This window comes from Enterococcus sp. DA9 (assembly GCF_008000875.1).
GTDB classification, from domain to species: domain Bacteria; phylum Bacillota; class Bacilli; order Lactobacillales; family Enterococcaceae; genus Enterococcus_B; species Enterococcus_B lactis.
The window spans coordinates 2,169,769-2,185,698 of record NZ_CP042839.1; the positions used below are offsets into that span (position 1 = coordinate 2,169,769).

Here is a 15,930-nt window from a genome sequence, read left to right on the forward strand (position 1 = left end):
GCTCTCGTCTGTCTTTCTTTATTGTGCTGTTTCGATTTCGCCTAGCGCTGCTTGTGCAAGTAGGTTCAAGTAATTCCAAGGACGGTCAAAATGTGGTTGGAAGAAGAAGTCTGAAAGAGCAAGATCTTCTACAGTCATTTTATTTTGAACAGCTAAAGACATAGTATTTGCTGATTGCGTAATGTCGTATTTAGACATGAACTGAGCACCAACGATACGATTTGTGCCTTTTTCATAAACTAACTCCATCATTACTTTTTCGGTAGTCGGCATGAACTCTGGACGATAATTGTCTTCAAATACCGTTGCTTGGACTTCTAGATCGTTCAATGTTGCGCTTTCTTTGGTCACTCCTGTCGAGCCAATCGTCCAGCCAAAGAGATAAAGTCCTGAAGTTCCTTGAGTCCCACGATACGCCATTTTATGCTCTGTCAAGTTATTTCCTACAAGCAATCCTTGGCGCACGGCATTTGTTGCCAGAGGAATATAGTTTTGTGTGCCACTTGGATTGTAGTTGACTACTGCTGAATCTCCAGCGGCAAAAATATCTGGATCACTTGTTTGCATGTATTCATTTACTTTGATTGCCCCGTTTGGCAGTGTCTCTACTTTTCCTTCGATCAGTTTTGTATTTGGACGGAAGCCCACACATAAAATGACCATATCTGTATCAAATGTATCTGTTGGTGTAGCTACTTGTTTCACTTTTCCTTCTTCATCTGTGATGAATTCAGTAACATTTTCACCTAATGCAAGAGTGACACCACGGTCTGTCAATTCTTTTTCTAGGATATCTGTGAATGGTTTATCTAGATATTTGTTCAAGATGCGATCTAACCCATCAATCAATGTTACTTGTTTTCCAGATTCGACAAAAGCTTCGACTAATTCAATACCGATATACCCACCACCAACGATTACTACACGTTTTGCTTCTTTCGCTTGTGCAATGATTTCATTTGCTTGGTTGTAGTTTTTGCATAGGAGTACATTTTTTGCATCAATTCCACTAATCGGTGGGATGATAGGCCATGAACCAGTTGTCATTACTAATTTATCATAAGAAACCGTTTCTGTTACTCCTGTTTTCAGATCTTTTGCCGTCACTGTTTTGTTTTCTGTATCGACGTCTGTTACATCGTGTTCCATTTTAACTGTTGCTCCTAATGAAGATAATTCTTCAGGGTTTGAGTAGAACAAGCCTGCTGGGTCTTTTACTACTCCGCCGACATAAAGTGCGATACCGCAAGATAAGAAAGAAATATTGTCATTTCTTTCATACACTGTCACTTCTGCTTCTGGATGATTTTTTAAAATACTTTTTACAGCTGCAGTACCTGCATGAGTACAGCCAATTACTACTACTTTCATTTATGGTCCCTCCGATTAACATTTTGTCCTTCGACAAAATTACTATAACAGAAATAAAACGGATACAACAGTTTAATGCTTGTGAATTCACAAAGGTTTATTTGTAGTTTTACTCATTTACAATCATAGAAATCCATTGTTAGCAAGATCCTCATTGTGATAACATTCACTTTAACGTTTGTCCTTGTGAATAAAAGACAAAAAAATAAAAAAAGCTAGCGTTTTTTTACGTAGCCAGCTTTTTTAAGTGTAACACTTGTAGAAACTGTTTTACATTTGTGCCTTTTTTGCTGATTCTTTACAGTCTGGACAAAGTCCATACAATTCCAACCGATGTTCGTTAATCTCAAAATCAGTCAGCCTACTCGCAGCCATTTCTATATCTTCTAACCCTGGGTAATGAAAATCAACGATCTTACCGCAGTTTTCGCAAATCACATGATAGTGACGCTTTGAGCTGAAATCAAAGCGACTAGAAGCATCGCCGTACTTCATTTCTTGAACAAATCCAATCGAAGTAAACAGACGAAGATTGTTGTAAACGGTCGCAACACTCATGTTTGGGAAACGATGTTCAAGTGCTTTATAAATCTCATCAGCTGTTGGATGGGAATGATGTTCAATCAAATATTCTAAAACCGCATACCGTTGAGGTGTGATTCGAATGTTCTCTTTTTTTAACTTTTCGATAACCTCTTCGACTAACTTATTTTCCATGTAAACACCCCACGTTGTTATTCTCGTCTTATCATACTATTTTTACATTTTAAAATCCACTTAACATGAAAAGAAAATTCAATTTTATTGTATTTTAATGAAAAAAAGACGTAAAACAGTCATGTTCACCATTCTACGTCTCTATTCAACTAACTCTTTTCTTATCATAGATTTTTGTGTTTTCTCTTTTCATCTGTAAAAGCCTTCCACATAAACCTATTTATAGAGAAACAAGTTTACTTACATTTCTTGGTAAAGGGCTGTAGATAAATAACGTTCACCATTGTCGGGAACGACTGCTAATACCTTTTTGCCTTTCCCTAGTTCTTTTGCGACTTTTAATGCGGCAGCAATTGCAGCACCAGATGAGATACCAACTAAAATCCCTTCTTTTCGTCCGACTTCTCTAGCTGTTTCCATCGCTTCGTCACCAGTCACGGAAAGGACTTTATCATATACAGAGGTATCCAATGTTTTAGGGACAAATCCTGTACCGATTCCTTGGATCTTGTGAGGGCCCGCTTCTTTTCCTTCTAAAATGGCAGATTCTGCCGGTTCTACCCCTACTAATTCGATTTTTGGATACACACGTTTTAATTCTCGGCCAGCACCAGTGATTGTCCCGCCTGTCCCGATACCTGCGACAAAAGCGTCCAATCCATTTACTCCAAAGGCTTGATGAATCTCTGGACCAGTCGTTTTTTCATGTACAAGAGGATTTGCTTCATTTTCAAATTGTAATGGTAAAAAGTAGCCATTTTCTTTTGCCAAACGTTCTGCTTCTCTAATGGATCCAGAAATACCATCCACACCAGGCGTCAGAATCAACTCTGCGCCGTATCCTTTCATCAATAAACGTCTTTCGATACTCATCGTCTCAGGCATCACGATAATGACTTTATATCCTTTCGCGACTCCTACCATCGACAATCCGATTCCTGTATTTCCGGAGGTAGGTTCAATGATAGTATCTCCTGGTTTCAGTAATCCATCATGTTCCGCTTTTTCTATCATACTTAGAGCAATCCGGTCCTTTACACTTCCTCCTGGATTAAAAAACTCAAGTTTCACAAATACATCTGCTGAATCTTCTGGTACGAGTTTATTTAATTTGACGATTGGCGTTTTACCAATCAATTCGGTGACTGAGTTATAGATAGCTGTCATCTTCAATTCCTCCTTGTCTTTGCTCTTCCCTACTTATCATAATACAATCTGTTCATTTCTGGCGAGTGATTCGTCTTTGACTAGTAAAAAAAAGACAAAGATATACCAGATATGGTCGTTTCTTTGCCTTTTTATCTAAATCACACGTTTAATTCTTGTCCGACTAATAAAGAATAACTGGACATGGACATGCCGTTTTTCGCCATTAGATCATCAACAGACATGCCAAATTTTTGTGCAATATCCCATAGCGTATCTCCTGATACAACTGTATATGTTTGACTACTATTTGTATCCGTACCTGTTGTCGACGATGATGATGACGTTGAAGTCGTCGTAGTAGTTGTTGTTGTTGTACTTGTAGTTGTTGTTGTCGCCGAACCAGTTGATGGTGTATCAAAACGGGTTAAATTATAAGTATTAATCAATGAGTTCAATTTGGTTCCATAATCTGGATCAGTAGCGTAACGACCTGTCAAGTACGCTGTTGCATCATAAAAACTTGTTGTATTGCTTTTCCATACACCAGCATAATGATAATCGCCTGTTGAAAAACTGGTTGAACGAAGAACATTTGCGTGGTCTTGGAAGGATTCCCAATAAGAAGAATATTTTCGGAATGGTTCATTCATCGTTACCCATTGTCCGTTTACATATTCTTTGGTTGCCATATAAACGACCTGTCCGTTATAGCTTCCTTTTACACCGAACAAATTATAATTGGGCGCACTAGCTAATCCGGAAGTACCATATGCACTTTCCAACAACGCTTGAGCGATCATGACTGAAGCATACAAGTCATTACTTGCAGCAACTTCTGATGCAGACCAGCCGATTTGATCGATAAACGCTTGAGGATCAGCAACTGTTTGAGATCCTTGTTCATCTGCATGAACACTTTGCGGTACCGCTGTAACCATCATCGGCCCAACTAAAAGACTCGTTCCAATTAAAGGAGCAATCGCTTTTTTATTGATCACCATGTTTCTTTTAGGTCTATGGTGTCGGGCACTGCGGGTCTTCAGCTCTTGCATTCAAATTCCTCCTCAAAATAAAAAAACTTACTAAAAAGTTCTCTTCTTAAAACAAACTTAATTAATTAAATTATACTTTTAATTCTCAAGAAACACAAACTAATCCGAAGAATTCTTTGTTTTGTCATTTAAATGTAATATAAAAGAAAACGAAAAGTAACATTGATTTATTCTTACCACCACATAAAAAACAGCTGCCTCCAACTTGCAGACAGCTGTCTTTATCATTCAAACAATGATTGGTGTCTATGATAATTGATTGTACGTATTCACAACATTTTCTACTGTAAATCCAAACTCTTCTAAAATTTTAGCACCAGGAGCAGATGCACCGAAATGATCGATGGTAATCGTTGTTCCTTCTGTACCCACATAGCGTTCCCATCCGAATGATGCAGCAGCTTCGATCGCCACGCGTTTCTTCACTGCTTTAGGAAGTACGCTTTCTTTGTATTCAGAAGATTGTTTTTCAAACAGGTCGAAGCTTGGCATAGAGACAACAGAAACATCTTTCCCGTTTTCTGCCAATTCTTTTTGAGCTTTCACGGCTAAATCAACTTCAGAGCCAGTTGCAATCAAAATACCTTCTGGTGTTTCTCCTTTAGCTGGAGAAAGAACGTATGCGCCTTTTTTGACCATTTCATCTGCTACTTCTTTTGTAGAAGGCAATACAGGAAGGTTTTGGCGGCTCAATACAAGGATAGTAGGCGCATCAGTAGTCTCCATCGCCACTTTCCAAGCAGCACGTGTTTCATTTCCGTCTGCTGGACGAATCACTTGGACACCAGGCATGCAACGAACAGAAGCTAATTGTTCAATCGGTTCGTGTGTTGGTCCGTCTTCTCCGACAGCAACGGAGTCATGTGTCAAAACGTAAACAACAGGCGTATGTTGAATCGCTGCTAAACGAACAGCTGGTCTTAGGTAATCGACAAAGACAAAGAATGTTCCGCCATAGATACGAGTTCCGCCATGAAGTTGGATACCATTCATAGCCGAAGCCATCGCAAATTCGCGAACGCCAAACCAGATGTTACGTCCTTCATAATGTTCAGGAGTAAAATCTTTATCAGCAGCTACCATTGTATTATTGGAACCTGATAAATCTGCTGAACCACCCCAGAAACTTGGTATAGCTTTCGATAATTCTTGGATGACTTCTTTACTTGAAACACGGCTTGCTTGACTGCTTCCCACTTCATAAGTTGGCAATTCTGCATCCCAGTTTTCTGGCAGTTTTCCATCAAAGGCATCTTCAAATTGTTGTGCTAATTCAGGATAAGCTTTTTTATAATTGGCAAACATTTCATTCCACGCATCTTCAGCTTTTTGTCCTTCTTCTATCATTGTTTGATGGAAGCGGGCAGCTACTTCTTCGGGAACAGTGAAGTCTGGATAATCCCATCCGTAAACTTCTTTAGCCATCTTGATACCATCTTCACCAAGAGGAGCACCATGAACAGCAGATGTTCCTTCTTTAGGAGCACCGTAGCCGATGACTGTTTTTACTTCGATCAACGTTGGTTTATCTGTTTCAGCTTTTGCTTCTTCAATCGCTTTAGAGATTGCTTCTAGGTCATTTCCGTCTTTCACTAAGATATGTTGCCAGCCATATGCTTCATAACGAGCACCAACATTTTCTGTGAACGCTTTTGAAGTTGGACCATCTAATGAAATATCGTTTGAATCATATAAAACGATTAATTTACCTAACTTCATATGACCTGCCATCGAACTTGCTTCTTGAGAGACTCCTTCCATCAAGTCTCCATCCCCACAAATTGCATACGTATAGTGATCCATTACGTTGAAGTTTTCTTTGTTATAAGTGGCTGCAAGATGTGCTTCTGCCATCGCCATACCAACAGCCATTGCAATTCCTTGGCCTAATGGGCCTGTAGTAGCTTCTACACCATCTGTATGATGGACTTCAGGATGTCCCGGTGTCTTAGAATCCCATTGACGGAATTGTTTCAAATCATCAATTGTCACTTGATAGCCAGCTAAATGAAGTAAACTATATAACATTGCTGACCCATGTCCTGCTGAAAGAATGAAACGGTCGCGATCAGCCCAATTTTTCGATGTCGTTGGATTTACTTTCAGGTGTTTTGTCCATAACGCATATGCCATAGGTGCTGCGCCCATCGGCAATCCAGGATGTCCTGAGTTTGCTTTTTGGACTGCTTCAATACTTAATGTACGAATTGTGTTAACGCCAAGTTGGTCAATTTTGTCAAACAAAATAACCCCTCCTATTAATTTAGGTTTTTTTTACCTTTATTTCTTACACTCTCATTCTATAAGATGTCAAACGAAAAAGCAATCATTTTCAGTATTTTTTACTAAAAGTTGTCATTTCGGTTGTGTAAGCCTTTTTTCTTTTGGATTTCTTTTAATTTTTCCGGGGTCACGTCATTGCCCTCAGGATCGACGATTTTCATTCCTTCGATATGATGACGCATACCGGAACGAAAAGCTTCCAAATACTCTTTACGCAAGTTGATTTGTTCTTGTTCTTCGGCTTTCGAGAGACCATTTTCCTTCTTTTTACGTGCAAGTTCATTGATCCGCTCTATTTTTTCAGGTGACAGCATGCTCAGCCCTCCTTTTACTCTCCTTCATATTATATAAAAACTGAAAAAAAAACAACTAGATAAACTAAATAAAATACGAACATTCGTTTGATTTAGCGCTTTTTATATGGTACTATTTATTTATCAAGTGAAAGAAGGTGTACCTTGTGGCCCGACAAACTGAATCAAGACAAATTGAAGTCTTACGTTATATCCATGAACAAGTAACCCAAAAAGGATACCCGCCAACTGTCCGTGAAATCGGGGAAGCTGTTCAGCTTTCTTCTACTTCTACTGTTCACGGTCATCTTGCACGGCTTGAAAAAAAAGGGTTTATCCAAAGAGATCCGACGAAACCTCGTGCAATCGAGTTGACAAAACAAGGTTTAGAAAAGATTGGGATTCGTCCAACAACTATTCCAGTACTTGGCGTAGTAACAGCTGGAGAACCAATTTTAGCAGTAGAGGATGCTTCGGACTTCTTTCCGATCCCTCCTAATCTTTCTTCTGAAGAAGGCAGTCTCTTTATGCTGACGATTCGTGGAGATAGTATGATCAATGCTGGAATTTTGGATGGCGACAACGTGATCGTTCGGAAGCAGGAAACTGCACAAAACGGTGATATCGTCATTGCAATGACTGCAGAGGATGAAGCGACTTGCAAACGATTCTATAAAGAAAAAAACTACTTCCGTCTTCAACCTGAAAACGACTTACTCGAACCAATCATTTTAGATCAAGTATCTATATTAGGACGAGTAGTAGGGCTTTATCGTAGTCATATCTATTAATTAGTACTAAAAAAGAAATTTTTTAAAACCGAGTTTGAGACCATTGTCTCAAACTCTTTTTTCGCCCAAGTTCTTCTTCTTTCAAATTTTTATCGCTTCCCTCTTTACAAACCGAACAAATATTCGTATACTAAATATACGAACAATTGTTCGCATAAATTAACGAGGTGAGAATTCATGAAATCAATGAGACGTCTTGGCTTAGTATTAACTGTTTTGTTTTTAGGTATTATTATTGGTAATTTCGGCATACGTCCAGCTTTACTTGTGTTTGTTCCGTTATTTACTTTGTGGTTCATGTTGTGGGATGAAAAGAAGTACCGTCAATCTGAGCGGCGCAGAATTCATGAAGATCATTTCTATCATGAACCCTACTACAGATCCAGGCAATCATAATGAGGATTGACTGCTAATTGTTCAAAAGACAAAAAGTTAAACTTTTACGAGGGTGTGACAAAAAACGGTCACATCCTTTTTTTCGAACTTTTACTGGACTTTGACTGGCTCCATTTATAAAAAAATAGCGACCCTCAAGCGTCAGAGTGCCTATCTGACTTTTGAGGGTCGCTTCAAAATCGCTTCTTTATAAATTATAAATCATAAATCGCTTTTTCTGCTTAATATTCCATTAATGTAATAATGTCGTATCCTTTGATTTTGTCGCGTCCATGGAGATCCATCAATTCGATTAAAAATGCGCAGCCTACGACTACACCACCTAATTGTTCGATCAGTTCGATTGTCGCTTTGATCGTTCCACCTGTAGCCAGCAAATCGTCACAAATCAGCACACGCTGACCTGGTTTAATGGCATCCTTATGCAATGTCAATGTATCTGTTCCATATTCTAATCCATAAGTCACTTCGATGGTTTCTCGAGGTAATTTTCCTTTTTTGCGGACTGGTGCAAAACCGACTCCTAACTCATAAGCAACAGGACATCCTACGATGAACCCACGTGCTTCTGGTCCAACTACCATATCAATTCGTTTTTCTTTTGCATAATTTACGATTTGCTTCGTAGCTTCCCGATAAGCATCACCATCTGCCATCAGCGGGGAAATATCTCTGAACACAATTCCTTTTGACGGATAGTCGGGAATACTGGCAATATAATCTTTTAAATCCACTCTTTGTTTCCTCCTAGGTTGTTAACCATTTCTTTATGGTAGGAATATCGCTCAAAAGCAAAAATTCCTCAACTTTGATTTTATTTAGCCGCCGCTGGTATAATTTGCTCTCAGTCAAAGGATGACTTTCTGGGCTGGCGACTTTTTGTAAAACACCGTTCTCTATTGTAACAAATTTCAATTCAAAAAACACCTGTATCATAAAAATTAATAATTTTTCAGGGATATGCAAATATTGGGCTACTGCTTTTATTTTATGACGTATATCTATTCGTTCTTGAGAATGGATCAATTTAAACAATTTTGCGTACTGTTCTCTTGTGCCTACCCCATTCAAATAAGCCTCATCAGGTGAAATCCCCATCAGATAAACACGATTGAATGAATAAGACCCAAAGACTTCTTTCAGCTTTGCTAAATCATCTGGACAATCCATAATAACCAGAGATTTCGGTTTTCTTTTTTCAATTACTGCTTGTATAAAGTCCATTCCTTCGAAAACAATCGCCGTTTCTTGGATGCTCTCCGGCACGAATTTCAACGTCGAAGAATCAAAAGCTAAATAAAGACTGTCTTCAGATGTTCGGCTCTGTTCACGGAAACGTTTTGCCCGCCAATCAAATACCTGCAGACCACCTACTGCAAAATCAGATACCATCAGTTGTGGTTTCTTACGTCCATTCCATTCATTGATCGAAAGCTTTCCTACTACATCTACTAGATTATTCAGCAGTTCTTCTTCTTGAGTTCCAAAACCAAAAGCGACCGCATCAAGCTGACTAGATTCATCGGAAAGGACAAATTTCAGATGCTGTTGGTTTGCTCCGATTTTTTTGACATTCGCTGCTTGGACTTGCCGAAATAAAAATTGAGGTAAAGGATTATCTGTACCAAATGGCGCTAATAATTTTAGTTCATCAATACGCTCTACTGTTACTTCATTCGGAAGTAGCACTTCATCAATTCTTAATTCAGGTCCTCTTGTCAAATCGATTTGACGATCGACTATATATTGGTTCATCTTCTCCTGTAGTATTGTGACATTTTCACTTGGCATCGTTAACCCGACTGCTGCATGATGTCCTCCAAAATAAGTAAATAGATCTCGCATCTGGTCAAGCATTTCAAAAAGGTTCAAAGCTTCAACACTACGTCCAGAACCTTTAGCTGATCCGTCTTCTTTTAAAGTAAGAACAAGCGTTGGTTTACCAGTTTCGTTCATTATTTTTCCTGCAACAATACCTAAAACACCTTCATGCCATCCTCGGTTTACCAATAGATGGATATGATTCTCCTTATTGACCATTGCTAATGCTTCTTCTGTTATCTGCTCTACGATTGCTTTTCTTTCTTCATTGATTTCATTCAATTTTTTTGCTTGAATGGATGCCTCTTCTTCGTCAAACGTTGCAAGCAATGAAACGGCAGGTCGCGGGTCACCCATTCGACCAATGGCATTTAGTCTGGGCGCAATCGAAAAGCCGATCGTTGTTTCGTCTGCATCCCTCATTTTTATGCCGCTTTCTTCAAACAGTGCCTGAAGTCCTATCCGTTCTGAATGATGGATGGCATCGATTCCTAATGAAACAAGGATTCGATTCTCATCAGTCAATGAAACTAAATCGGCGATTGTTCCTATCGCTACTAAATCCAAAAATTCTGCAGGTGGTTCTTCCAACAATGCAGAAGCTACTTTGAATGCTACTCCGACTCCTGCCAGATCTGGAAATGGATATTGCCCCGCTGGATGACGAGGATGAACAATCGCATAGGCGTCTGGTAATTTCTCAGGTAGTTCGTGATGGTCTGTAATGATCACGTCTACACCAGCTTGCTGAGCATATGCTACTGCATCATTTCCTGCTACCCCGTTATCAACAGTGATAATCAACTGGATGCCTTTTTCGATCTTTTCTTGGTATACCGATCGATTTGGTCCATACCCGTGCTCAAATCGATTTGGCAAAAATACTTCTACTTCTGCGCCAAGTAATTCCAGTGTTTCTTTCATTACCGTTGCACTGGTGATTCCGTCTGCATCATAATCACCGTAAACGAGGATTTTTTCTCCACTGATTACAGCTTCTTGTATTCGACTGATTGCTTTATCCATATCGTGCATCAGATACGGATCATGTAGTTCTTGTTCCTTTGGATGTAAAAATCGGTTGATATCCTCTTCCTCATGGTAACCTCTTTGCCACAGTAACTTACCGACAAATGGAGATAATTTCAGTTCACGGATCATTTGGAGAAAGGATTCAGAAGGCTCTGTCTCGCTTAACTTCCAATCAAAATTTGTTTGTCTCACTTTCTCACTCCTAACTTAGTTATTATAGCAAAGGAAATCAGCAAAAAAAAGCAGAAAGAAAGAATAAAAATAGATCAGATCCGCTAGACTGATGTTCAGCAGGACCCGATCTTTTATACGACCATTTATGAAATATCCCTATTAGTCAAAATAATTGAAGCTTTGTTTTGGTACTTGCGTTTTTTGTTCTTCCGGCGCTTTCAATTGACTGATTTGTGTTGTTTTCGCTTGTAATTCCGCCTGGTAAGCAGCTTCCAACTCCGCGCGTTCGTTTCTAAACTCGCGTTGCTGTTCTTCTTTTGCTTCTTCAATTTTCTTTTGCAGATCTGTTTGGTATTCTGATATTTCCTGAGTCAGCTGCTTGATTTGCTTTTTTTGCTGCCATAGTGTTGCCGAAGCAGTCAAGAATACGATCAGTGCACCAATCAGCGCAGAACCGATGATCACTAAGATCAACGGTGCAGAAAAGGAAGTGAAGCCAAAACTTACAGGGACATTTTTATTGTTCAATACAGCAAAAAGAACAATAATCAAAACTAAGATAAATCCAAGAATCACATTGCTTTGCTTTTTCAATTCCTCCACCTACTTTTTGTTAAAAATTCCGCTGGCTAAATAATCACCAATCGTTGGAAACAGCGTATAAAATTTTGATGCAACTTCTAAAATAAACGGTTGATTGATTTCCCGTTTTGGATGTCTCATATTGCGGACAATCATTTTTGCCAACTTAGTAGGTTCTAAAACGATTTGCCCGACTTTTTCCAAATAGCTTCCGCTTGGATCAGCCTTGTCAAAGAAATCTGTCTCGATTGGACCTGGATTTACTGTCGTAACAGCTACACCAAGTGGTTTCAATTCTAATCGCAAGGCGTTGGAAAAGCCAAGGACTGCAAATTTCGTGGCAGAATAAACCGTTGATTTTGCAGTTGCCATTTTCCCAGCCATTGAGGCGATATTAATAATATGTCCTTGTCTTCTTTCTGCCATATTGATCGCAAATTTTTGTGTCAAAACCATCATTCCTAAGATATTGACTTCAAACATATCGTACGCTTTTCCGAGATCGAATGTAAGGAAGTCCTCGAAAATACCAAAACCAGCATTGTTTACCAGAATATCGACACGTCCAACTTCTTCCATTACTTTTTCATATAGTTCATCCACACTATAAGGATCGCTGACGTCTACTTTGAAAGCATAAGCCTCTTTGCCACTCAAGCGTCTGCACTCGTCTCTGACACCTTCTACAAATGCCATTCTTCGTGCGCAACTTATAACGATTGCTCCTTGCTTTGCTGCTTCATAACAGATTTGCGCGCCTAGACCACCTGAACTACCTGTTACTAAAACAACTTTATCTTCTAAATTCATGCCTCATCCTCCTCACGAAATGGTATCTCAATGCTATCAAAATCTTTCATGATCGTTGTGTTTTCAAACACTTCTTTTGCTTCTTTTTCAAGCTCTAGAGCTGCTTTTCCTAAATATCTTGCACTGATATGAGTAAGCAACAACCGTTTTGCCTGCGCTTCTTTTGCTACTTCAGCAGCTTGATGAGTCGTGGAATGGAAATAGTTATGCGCCATTCTTGCTTCATCTTTATTAAATGTGCTTTCATGTACCAGAATATCACTGTTTTCCGCAAGCACAACAGAATTATGTGTTTTTCTCGTGTCCCCCAAAATAGTCACGATCCGCCCTTTTTTATTTGGGCCTACGAAATCTTTTCCATTGATCGTCCGACCATCTTCTAGTTGGATCGTTTCCCCTTGCTTTAGCTTGCCGTACAGTGGTCCAGCGGGAATGCCTAATTCTTTCAGACGATCCACCTGCAATTCTCCTTTATGATCATGTTCAACCACACGATAACCGAAACTGTCGATTCCATGATTTAGTTTTTTTGCATAAACAGAAAATTGCTGATCAGTAAAAATCGGGTCTGTTTCATTTAACTCGATGAATTTCAGCGGATAACTTAACCGTGTTTGCGAAATGCCTAAAGAGACTTTTATGTATTCCTCTATCCCTTTTGGCCCGTAAATCTCTAATGGCGTATCCCCACCTTGAAATGAACGGCTGCTGATGAGTCCGGGAAGCCCAAAAATATGATCGCCGTGTAAATGTGTAATGAAAATTTTTCCGATTTTTCTCGGACGGATAGTCGTTCGCAAAATCTGCATTTGCGTGCCTTCACCACAGTCGAATAACCAAACTTCATTACGTTCGTCTAAAAGTTTCAATGCTATGCTTGTCACATTTCTATGTTTTGCAGGAACACCTGCGCCTGTTCCTAAAAATTGTAATTCCATAATCTACCTGACTTTCTTTAAGTTCCTCTTTAATTTTAGGGGAAAAAGATAGGATAATCAACCGTAAGTCGAGAAAGGCTTCAAATAAAAATAATGTTCTTCTGTGATAACGTTTTCTTTAAACTCCTTTAAACTCCATTGTAAAAACAGCAGCGAATCCTTTTGAGATTCTCTGCTGTTTTTATTAATTTGAAGATTCGGAACTCTCATTGTCATCGGAAGATTGCGGATGTTTGTCCTCCCAAGTCTTTTGGGCAGCTTCTTTCGCCTGCTTTTCGGCTTCCTTCGCATCATGCACATCTTTTTCGACATCTTCATAATCCAAACGGGTGATTTCTCCGCCTAATTCCATCATCACTAATTGATTCAATGGACGATTGTCTTCTTCATCCGCAATCAAAATCAGTCCTGTAGCTCCTTCACCGATTTTATTTCCTACAAAGTCGAACACAGTCTGAGCATCTTTTATTTCTTTTGCATCTTGTGTCGCACCGATCATCCCTCCAGCAAACCATCCTAATAGAATCCCTAGCGGCCCACCTAATACGCCAACCAACATACCAATCAACCCACCAGTAGAAGATTTGTTATTACCAGTAAAGTCGATAAAATCTTCTATTTTGAATTGATGGGTTCCATTGGGATCATGGCTGACAACGGCCATCTGTTCTCCTTTGATCGAACGAACAGCATGGAGTTTTTTGATTTCTGAAAATGCCTGATATGCTTGGCTTTCTACTTGAAAATTTAAAATGATTACTCGCTTGCTCATTGAAAACGCCCCTTTCATACCTTCTTGTTATTTATTTTACCTTTAATTGTAAAATAAGAAAAGAAAAGCACTCTTTTCTACCTAATAAAAAAGGAGAATGGCCTCAGCCATACTCCCCTTAGATTTGAATCTATATTTTTTGGTATTTGTTTTTATTTGTTTGCCTATTCGACAAATTCAAATTCAAATTCACCGATACGGACAAGGTCGCCATCTTTCGCCCCACGTGCTCGAAGTGCCTCATCCACACCCATACCACGTAATTGACGAGCAAAACGCATTACCGTTTCATCATGATCGAAATTCGTCATTTGGAATAATTTTTCGATCTTCTCACCGGATAAGATCCACGTTGCATCTGAATCACGATTGATCTGGAACTCAGGACCTTCTGGATTGAATCCATAGTGTACAGTTTCTTCTTCCAGTTCTTCCTCGTACAATGGGAATTCTGGCGTTACTTCTAACAAGTCTGCTGTAGCATTCAATAACGCATCCAATCCTTGTCGAGTCACTCCAGAAATTGGAAATACTGGGATATCATCAGCGAATTCGTCTTCTTTTTCCTTGTTCAGCTGTTCTTTGAATTTCACTAGGTTTTCCTGTGCATCCGGCATATCCATTTTGTTAGCCACGATGATTTGCGGACGCTCTAACAAGCGTAAGTTGTAAGTAGATAATTCTTTGTTGATGGCAAGATAGTCTTCGTAAGGATCTCGTCCTTCCATCCCACTCATATCGATCACATGTAAAATAACTCGCGTTCTTTCGATATGACGAAGGAATTGTGTACCTAGCCCAACACCTTGCGAAGCTCCTTCAATCAACCCTGGCAAGTCTGCTGCGGCAAAACTTCTGCCATCACTTGTAGTAACCATTCCCAAGTTAGGGACTAGTGTCGTGAAATGATAAGCGCCGATCTTTGGACGAGCAGATGAAATCACAGATAGCAAAGTCGATTTTCCAACAGATGGAAAGCCTACAAGCCCAACGTCTGCCAATACTTTCAATTCCAGTTCGATTTTTCGTTCTTGTCCTGGTTCCCCGTTTTCAGCAATTTCCGGTGCAGGGTTCCGAGGAGAGGCAAACCGAATATTTCCTCGTCCGCCACGTCCCCCTTTCGCCACAACTAGTGTTTGACCATTTTCAATTAAGTCTCCTAAAAGAGCACCAGTCTCTGCATCTCGGACAGTGGTTCCTTGCGGTACTTTCACATAGGTATCTTCTGAACCACGGCCGTGCATCCCTTTACTCATTCCATTTTCACCTGGCTGCGCTTTGAAATGGCGATTAAAACGAAAGTCCATCAATGTACGCAAACCTTCATCGACGACCAAGATGACATCACCACCACGACCACCGTCTCCACCAGCCGGTCCGCCGTCAGGAACGTATTTTTCGCGACGAAATGCAACCATTCCGTCTCCGCCCTTGCCAGCTTTCACATCGATCGTTACTTGATCTAAAAACATGGACATAATTAAGTCCTCCTATTATTCAATTTATTTATTTGACTGCCTGAATTTCCACAATAAACAAAAGTCTTCCTTATTTTATCGGTGAAATCTGTTTTTGTCTATCATTTCAGCAAAAAGATTGATTGCCTTCTTCTTTTTTTATTATTTGGTAAGGTTTCCAACCATTTTTCTGCTATCGAGTATAATTTTTTGACAAAATATGCTTTGCGTAGCAGAATAACAGTGTATTAATTGTATTAATTGAGGATGCCGTTTCATAGCACCCCTAATA

15 protein-coding genes are annotated in these 15,930 nt (G+C 39.5%); 2 read left to right on the forward strand and 13 right to left on the reverse strand.

Going from position 1 to position 15,930, the window contains the following annotated elements; translation table 11 throughout:
* Positions 1-18: 18 nt before the first annotated feature.
* The 6 genes from FTX43_RS11380 to FTX43_RS11405 form a co-directional block, all read right to left on the reverse strand.
* On the reverse strand, positions 19-1,371 hold the full coding sequence (locus FTX43_RS11380; protein WP_002348029.1) for an NADH oxidase: 1,353 nt from the start codon (positions 1,369-1,371) through the stop codon (positions 19-21).
* Between the two features lie 270 nt (positions 1,372-1,641).
* Complete coding sequence (locus tag FTX43_RS11385) at positions 1,642-2,088, reverse strand: Fur family transcriptional regulator (RefSeq protein WP_002289542.1); 447 nt, start codon at positions 2,086-2,088, stop codon at positions 1,642-1,644.
* Between the two features lie 240 nt (positions 2,089-2,328).
* Positions 2,329-3,255: a cysteine synthase A gene (cysK, locus tag FTX43_RS11390; RefSeq protein WP_002309374.1), complete on the reverse strand. Its 927-nt coding sequence runs from the start codon at positions 3,253-3,255 to the stop codon at positions 2,329-2,331.
* Between the two features lie 140 nt (positions 3,256-3,395).
* Positions 3,396-4,289, reverse strand: coding sequence for a glucosaminidase domain-containing protein (locus FTX43_RS11395; protein ID WP_002309375.1), 894 nt, complete (start codon positions 4,287-4,289; stop codon positions 3,396-3,398).
* Between the two features lie 246 nt (positions 4,290-4,535).
* Positions 4,536-6,533 (reverse strand): transketolase, encoded by a 1,998-nt coding sequence (gene tkt, locus FTX43_RS11400; RefSeq protein ID WP_002309376.1) that lies wholly within the window; start codon positions 6,531-6,533, stop codon positions 4,536-4,538.
* 101 nt (positions 6,534-6,634) lie between these two features.
* Positions 6,635-6,886: a DUF896 family protein gene (locus FTX43_RS11405; RefSeq protein ID WP_002309377.1), complete on the reverse strand. Its 252-nt coding sequence runs from the start codon at positions 6,884-6,886 to the stop codon at positions 6,635-6,637.
* A gap of 146 nt (positions 6,887-7,032) precedes the next feature.
* Between FTX43_RS11405 and lexA the strand changes: the two genes are divergently transcribed.
* Positions 7,033-7,656 (forward strand): transcriptional repressor LexA, encoded by a 624-nt coding sequence (gene lexA, locus FTX43_RS11410; protein WP_002309378.1) that lies wholly within the window; start codon positions 7,033-7,035, stop codon positions 7,654-7,656.
* A 177-nt stretch (positions 7,657-7,833) separates the two neighbouring features.
* Positions 7,834-8,052, forward strand: coding sequence for a hypothetical protein (locus tag FTX43_RS11415; protein ID WP_002297436.1), 219 nt, complete (start codon positions 7,834-7,836; stop codon positions 8,050-8,052).
* Positions 8,053-8,273: 221 nt separating this feature from the next.
* On the opposite strand, the gene FTX43_RS11420 is transcribed toward FTX43_RS11415, so the two are convergent.
* The 7 genes from FTX43_RS11420 to obgE all read right to left on the reverse strand — a co-directional run bounded on the left by FTX43_RS11420 (position 8,274) and on the right by obgE (position 15,659).
* On the reverse strand, positions 8,274-8,786 hold the full coding sequence (locus tag FTX43_RS11420; RefSeq protein WP_002295813.1) for an adenine phosphoribosyltransferase: 513 nt from the start codon (positions 8,784-8,786) through the stop codon (positions 8,274-8,276).
* A gap of 13 nt (positions 8,787-8,799) precedes the next feature.
* Positions 8,800-11,097, reverse strand: a complete 2,298-nt coding sequence (recJ, locus tag FTX43_RS11425; protein WP_147607077.1) for a single-stranded-DNA-specific exonuclease RecJ — start codon at positions 11,095-11,097, stop codon at positions 8,800-8,802.
* A 141-nt stretch (positions 11,098-11,238) separates the two neighbouring features.
* Positions 11,239-11,682 (reverse strand): lipopolysaccharide assembly protein LapA domain-containing protein, encoded by a 444-nt coding sequence (locus FTX43_RS11430; protein WP_002309380.1) that lies wholly within the window; start codon positions 11,680-11,682, stop codon positions 11,239-11,241.
* Entirely contained in the window at positions 11,683-12,471 is a 789-nt protein-coding gene (locus FTX43_RS11435) for an SDR family oxidoreductase (protein ID WP_002309381.1), read from the reverse strand.
* Positions 12,468-13,409: a ribonuclease Z gene (gene rnz / locus FTX43_RS11440; RefSeq protein ID WP_002313806.1), complete on the reverse strand. Its 942-nt coding sequence runs from the start codon at positions 13,407-13,409 to the stop codon at positions 12,468-12,470. The genes FTX43_RS11435 and rnz overlap by 4 nt, the downstream gene beginning before the upstream one ends.
* A 184-nt stretch (positions 13,410-13,593) precedes the next feature.
* On the reverse strand, positions 13,594-14,181 hold the full coding sequence (locus tag FTX43_RS11445) for a hypothetical protein (protein ID WP_002309384.1): 588 nt from the start codon (positions 14,179-14,181) through the stop codon (positions 13,594-13,596).
* A gap of 164 nt (positions 14,182-14,345) precedes the next feature.
* Positions 14,346-15,659: a GTPase ObgE gene (gene obgE / locus FTX43_RS11450; RefSeq protein WP_002313807.1), complete on the reverse strand. Its 1,314-nt coding sequence runs from the start codon at positions 15,657-15,659 to the stop codon at positions 14,346-14,348.
* Between the last annotated feature and the right edge of the window lie 271 nt (positions 15,660-15,930).

Coding starts and splice junctions, on each gene's coding strand:
- FTX43_RS11445 (WP_002309384.1), bottom strand. CDS start 14,181: ATGAGCAAGCGAGTAATCATTTTAAATTTTCAAGTAGAAAGCCAAGCA.
- FTX43_RS11415 (WP_002297436.1), top strand. CDS start 7,834: ATGAAATCAATGAGACGTCTTGGCTTAGTATTAACTGTTTTGTTTTTA.
- obgE (WP_002313807.1), bottom strand. CDS start 15,659: ATGTCCATGTTTTTAGATCAAGTAACGATCGATGTGAAAGCTGGCAAG.
- FTX43_RS11435 (WP_002309381.1), bottom strand. CDS start 12,471: ATGAATTTAGAAGATAAAGTTGTTTTAGTAACAGGTAGTTCAGGTGGT.
- FTX43_RS11380 (WP_002348029.1), bottom strand. CDS start 1,371: ATGAAAGTAGTAGTAATTGGCTGTACTCATGCAGGTACTGCAGCTGTA.
- FTX43_RS11385 (WP_002289542.1), bottom strand. CDS start 2,088: ATGGAAAATAAGTTAGTCGAAGAGGTTATCGAAAAGTTAAAAAAAGAG.
- cysK (WP_002309374.1), bottom strand. CDS start 3,255: ATGACAGCTATCTATAACTCAGTCACCGAATTGATTGGTAAAACGCCA.
- FTX43_RS11395 (WP_002309375.1), bottom strand. CDS start 4,289: ATGCAAGAGCTGAAGACCCGCAGTGCCCGACACCATAGACCTAAAAGA.
- rnz (WP_002313806.1), bottom strand. CDS start 13,409: ATGGAATTACAATTTTTAGGAACAGGCGCAGGTGTTCCTGCAAAACAT.
- FTX43_RS11405 (WP_002309377.1), bottom strand. CDS start 6,886: ATGCTGTCACCTGAAAAAATAGAGCGGATCAATGAACTTGCACGTAAA.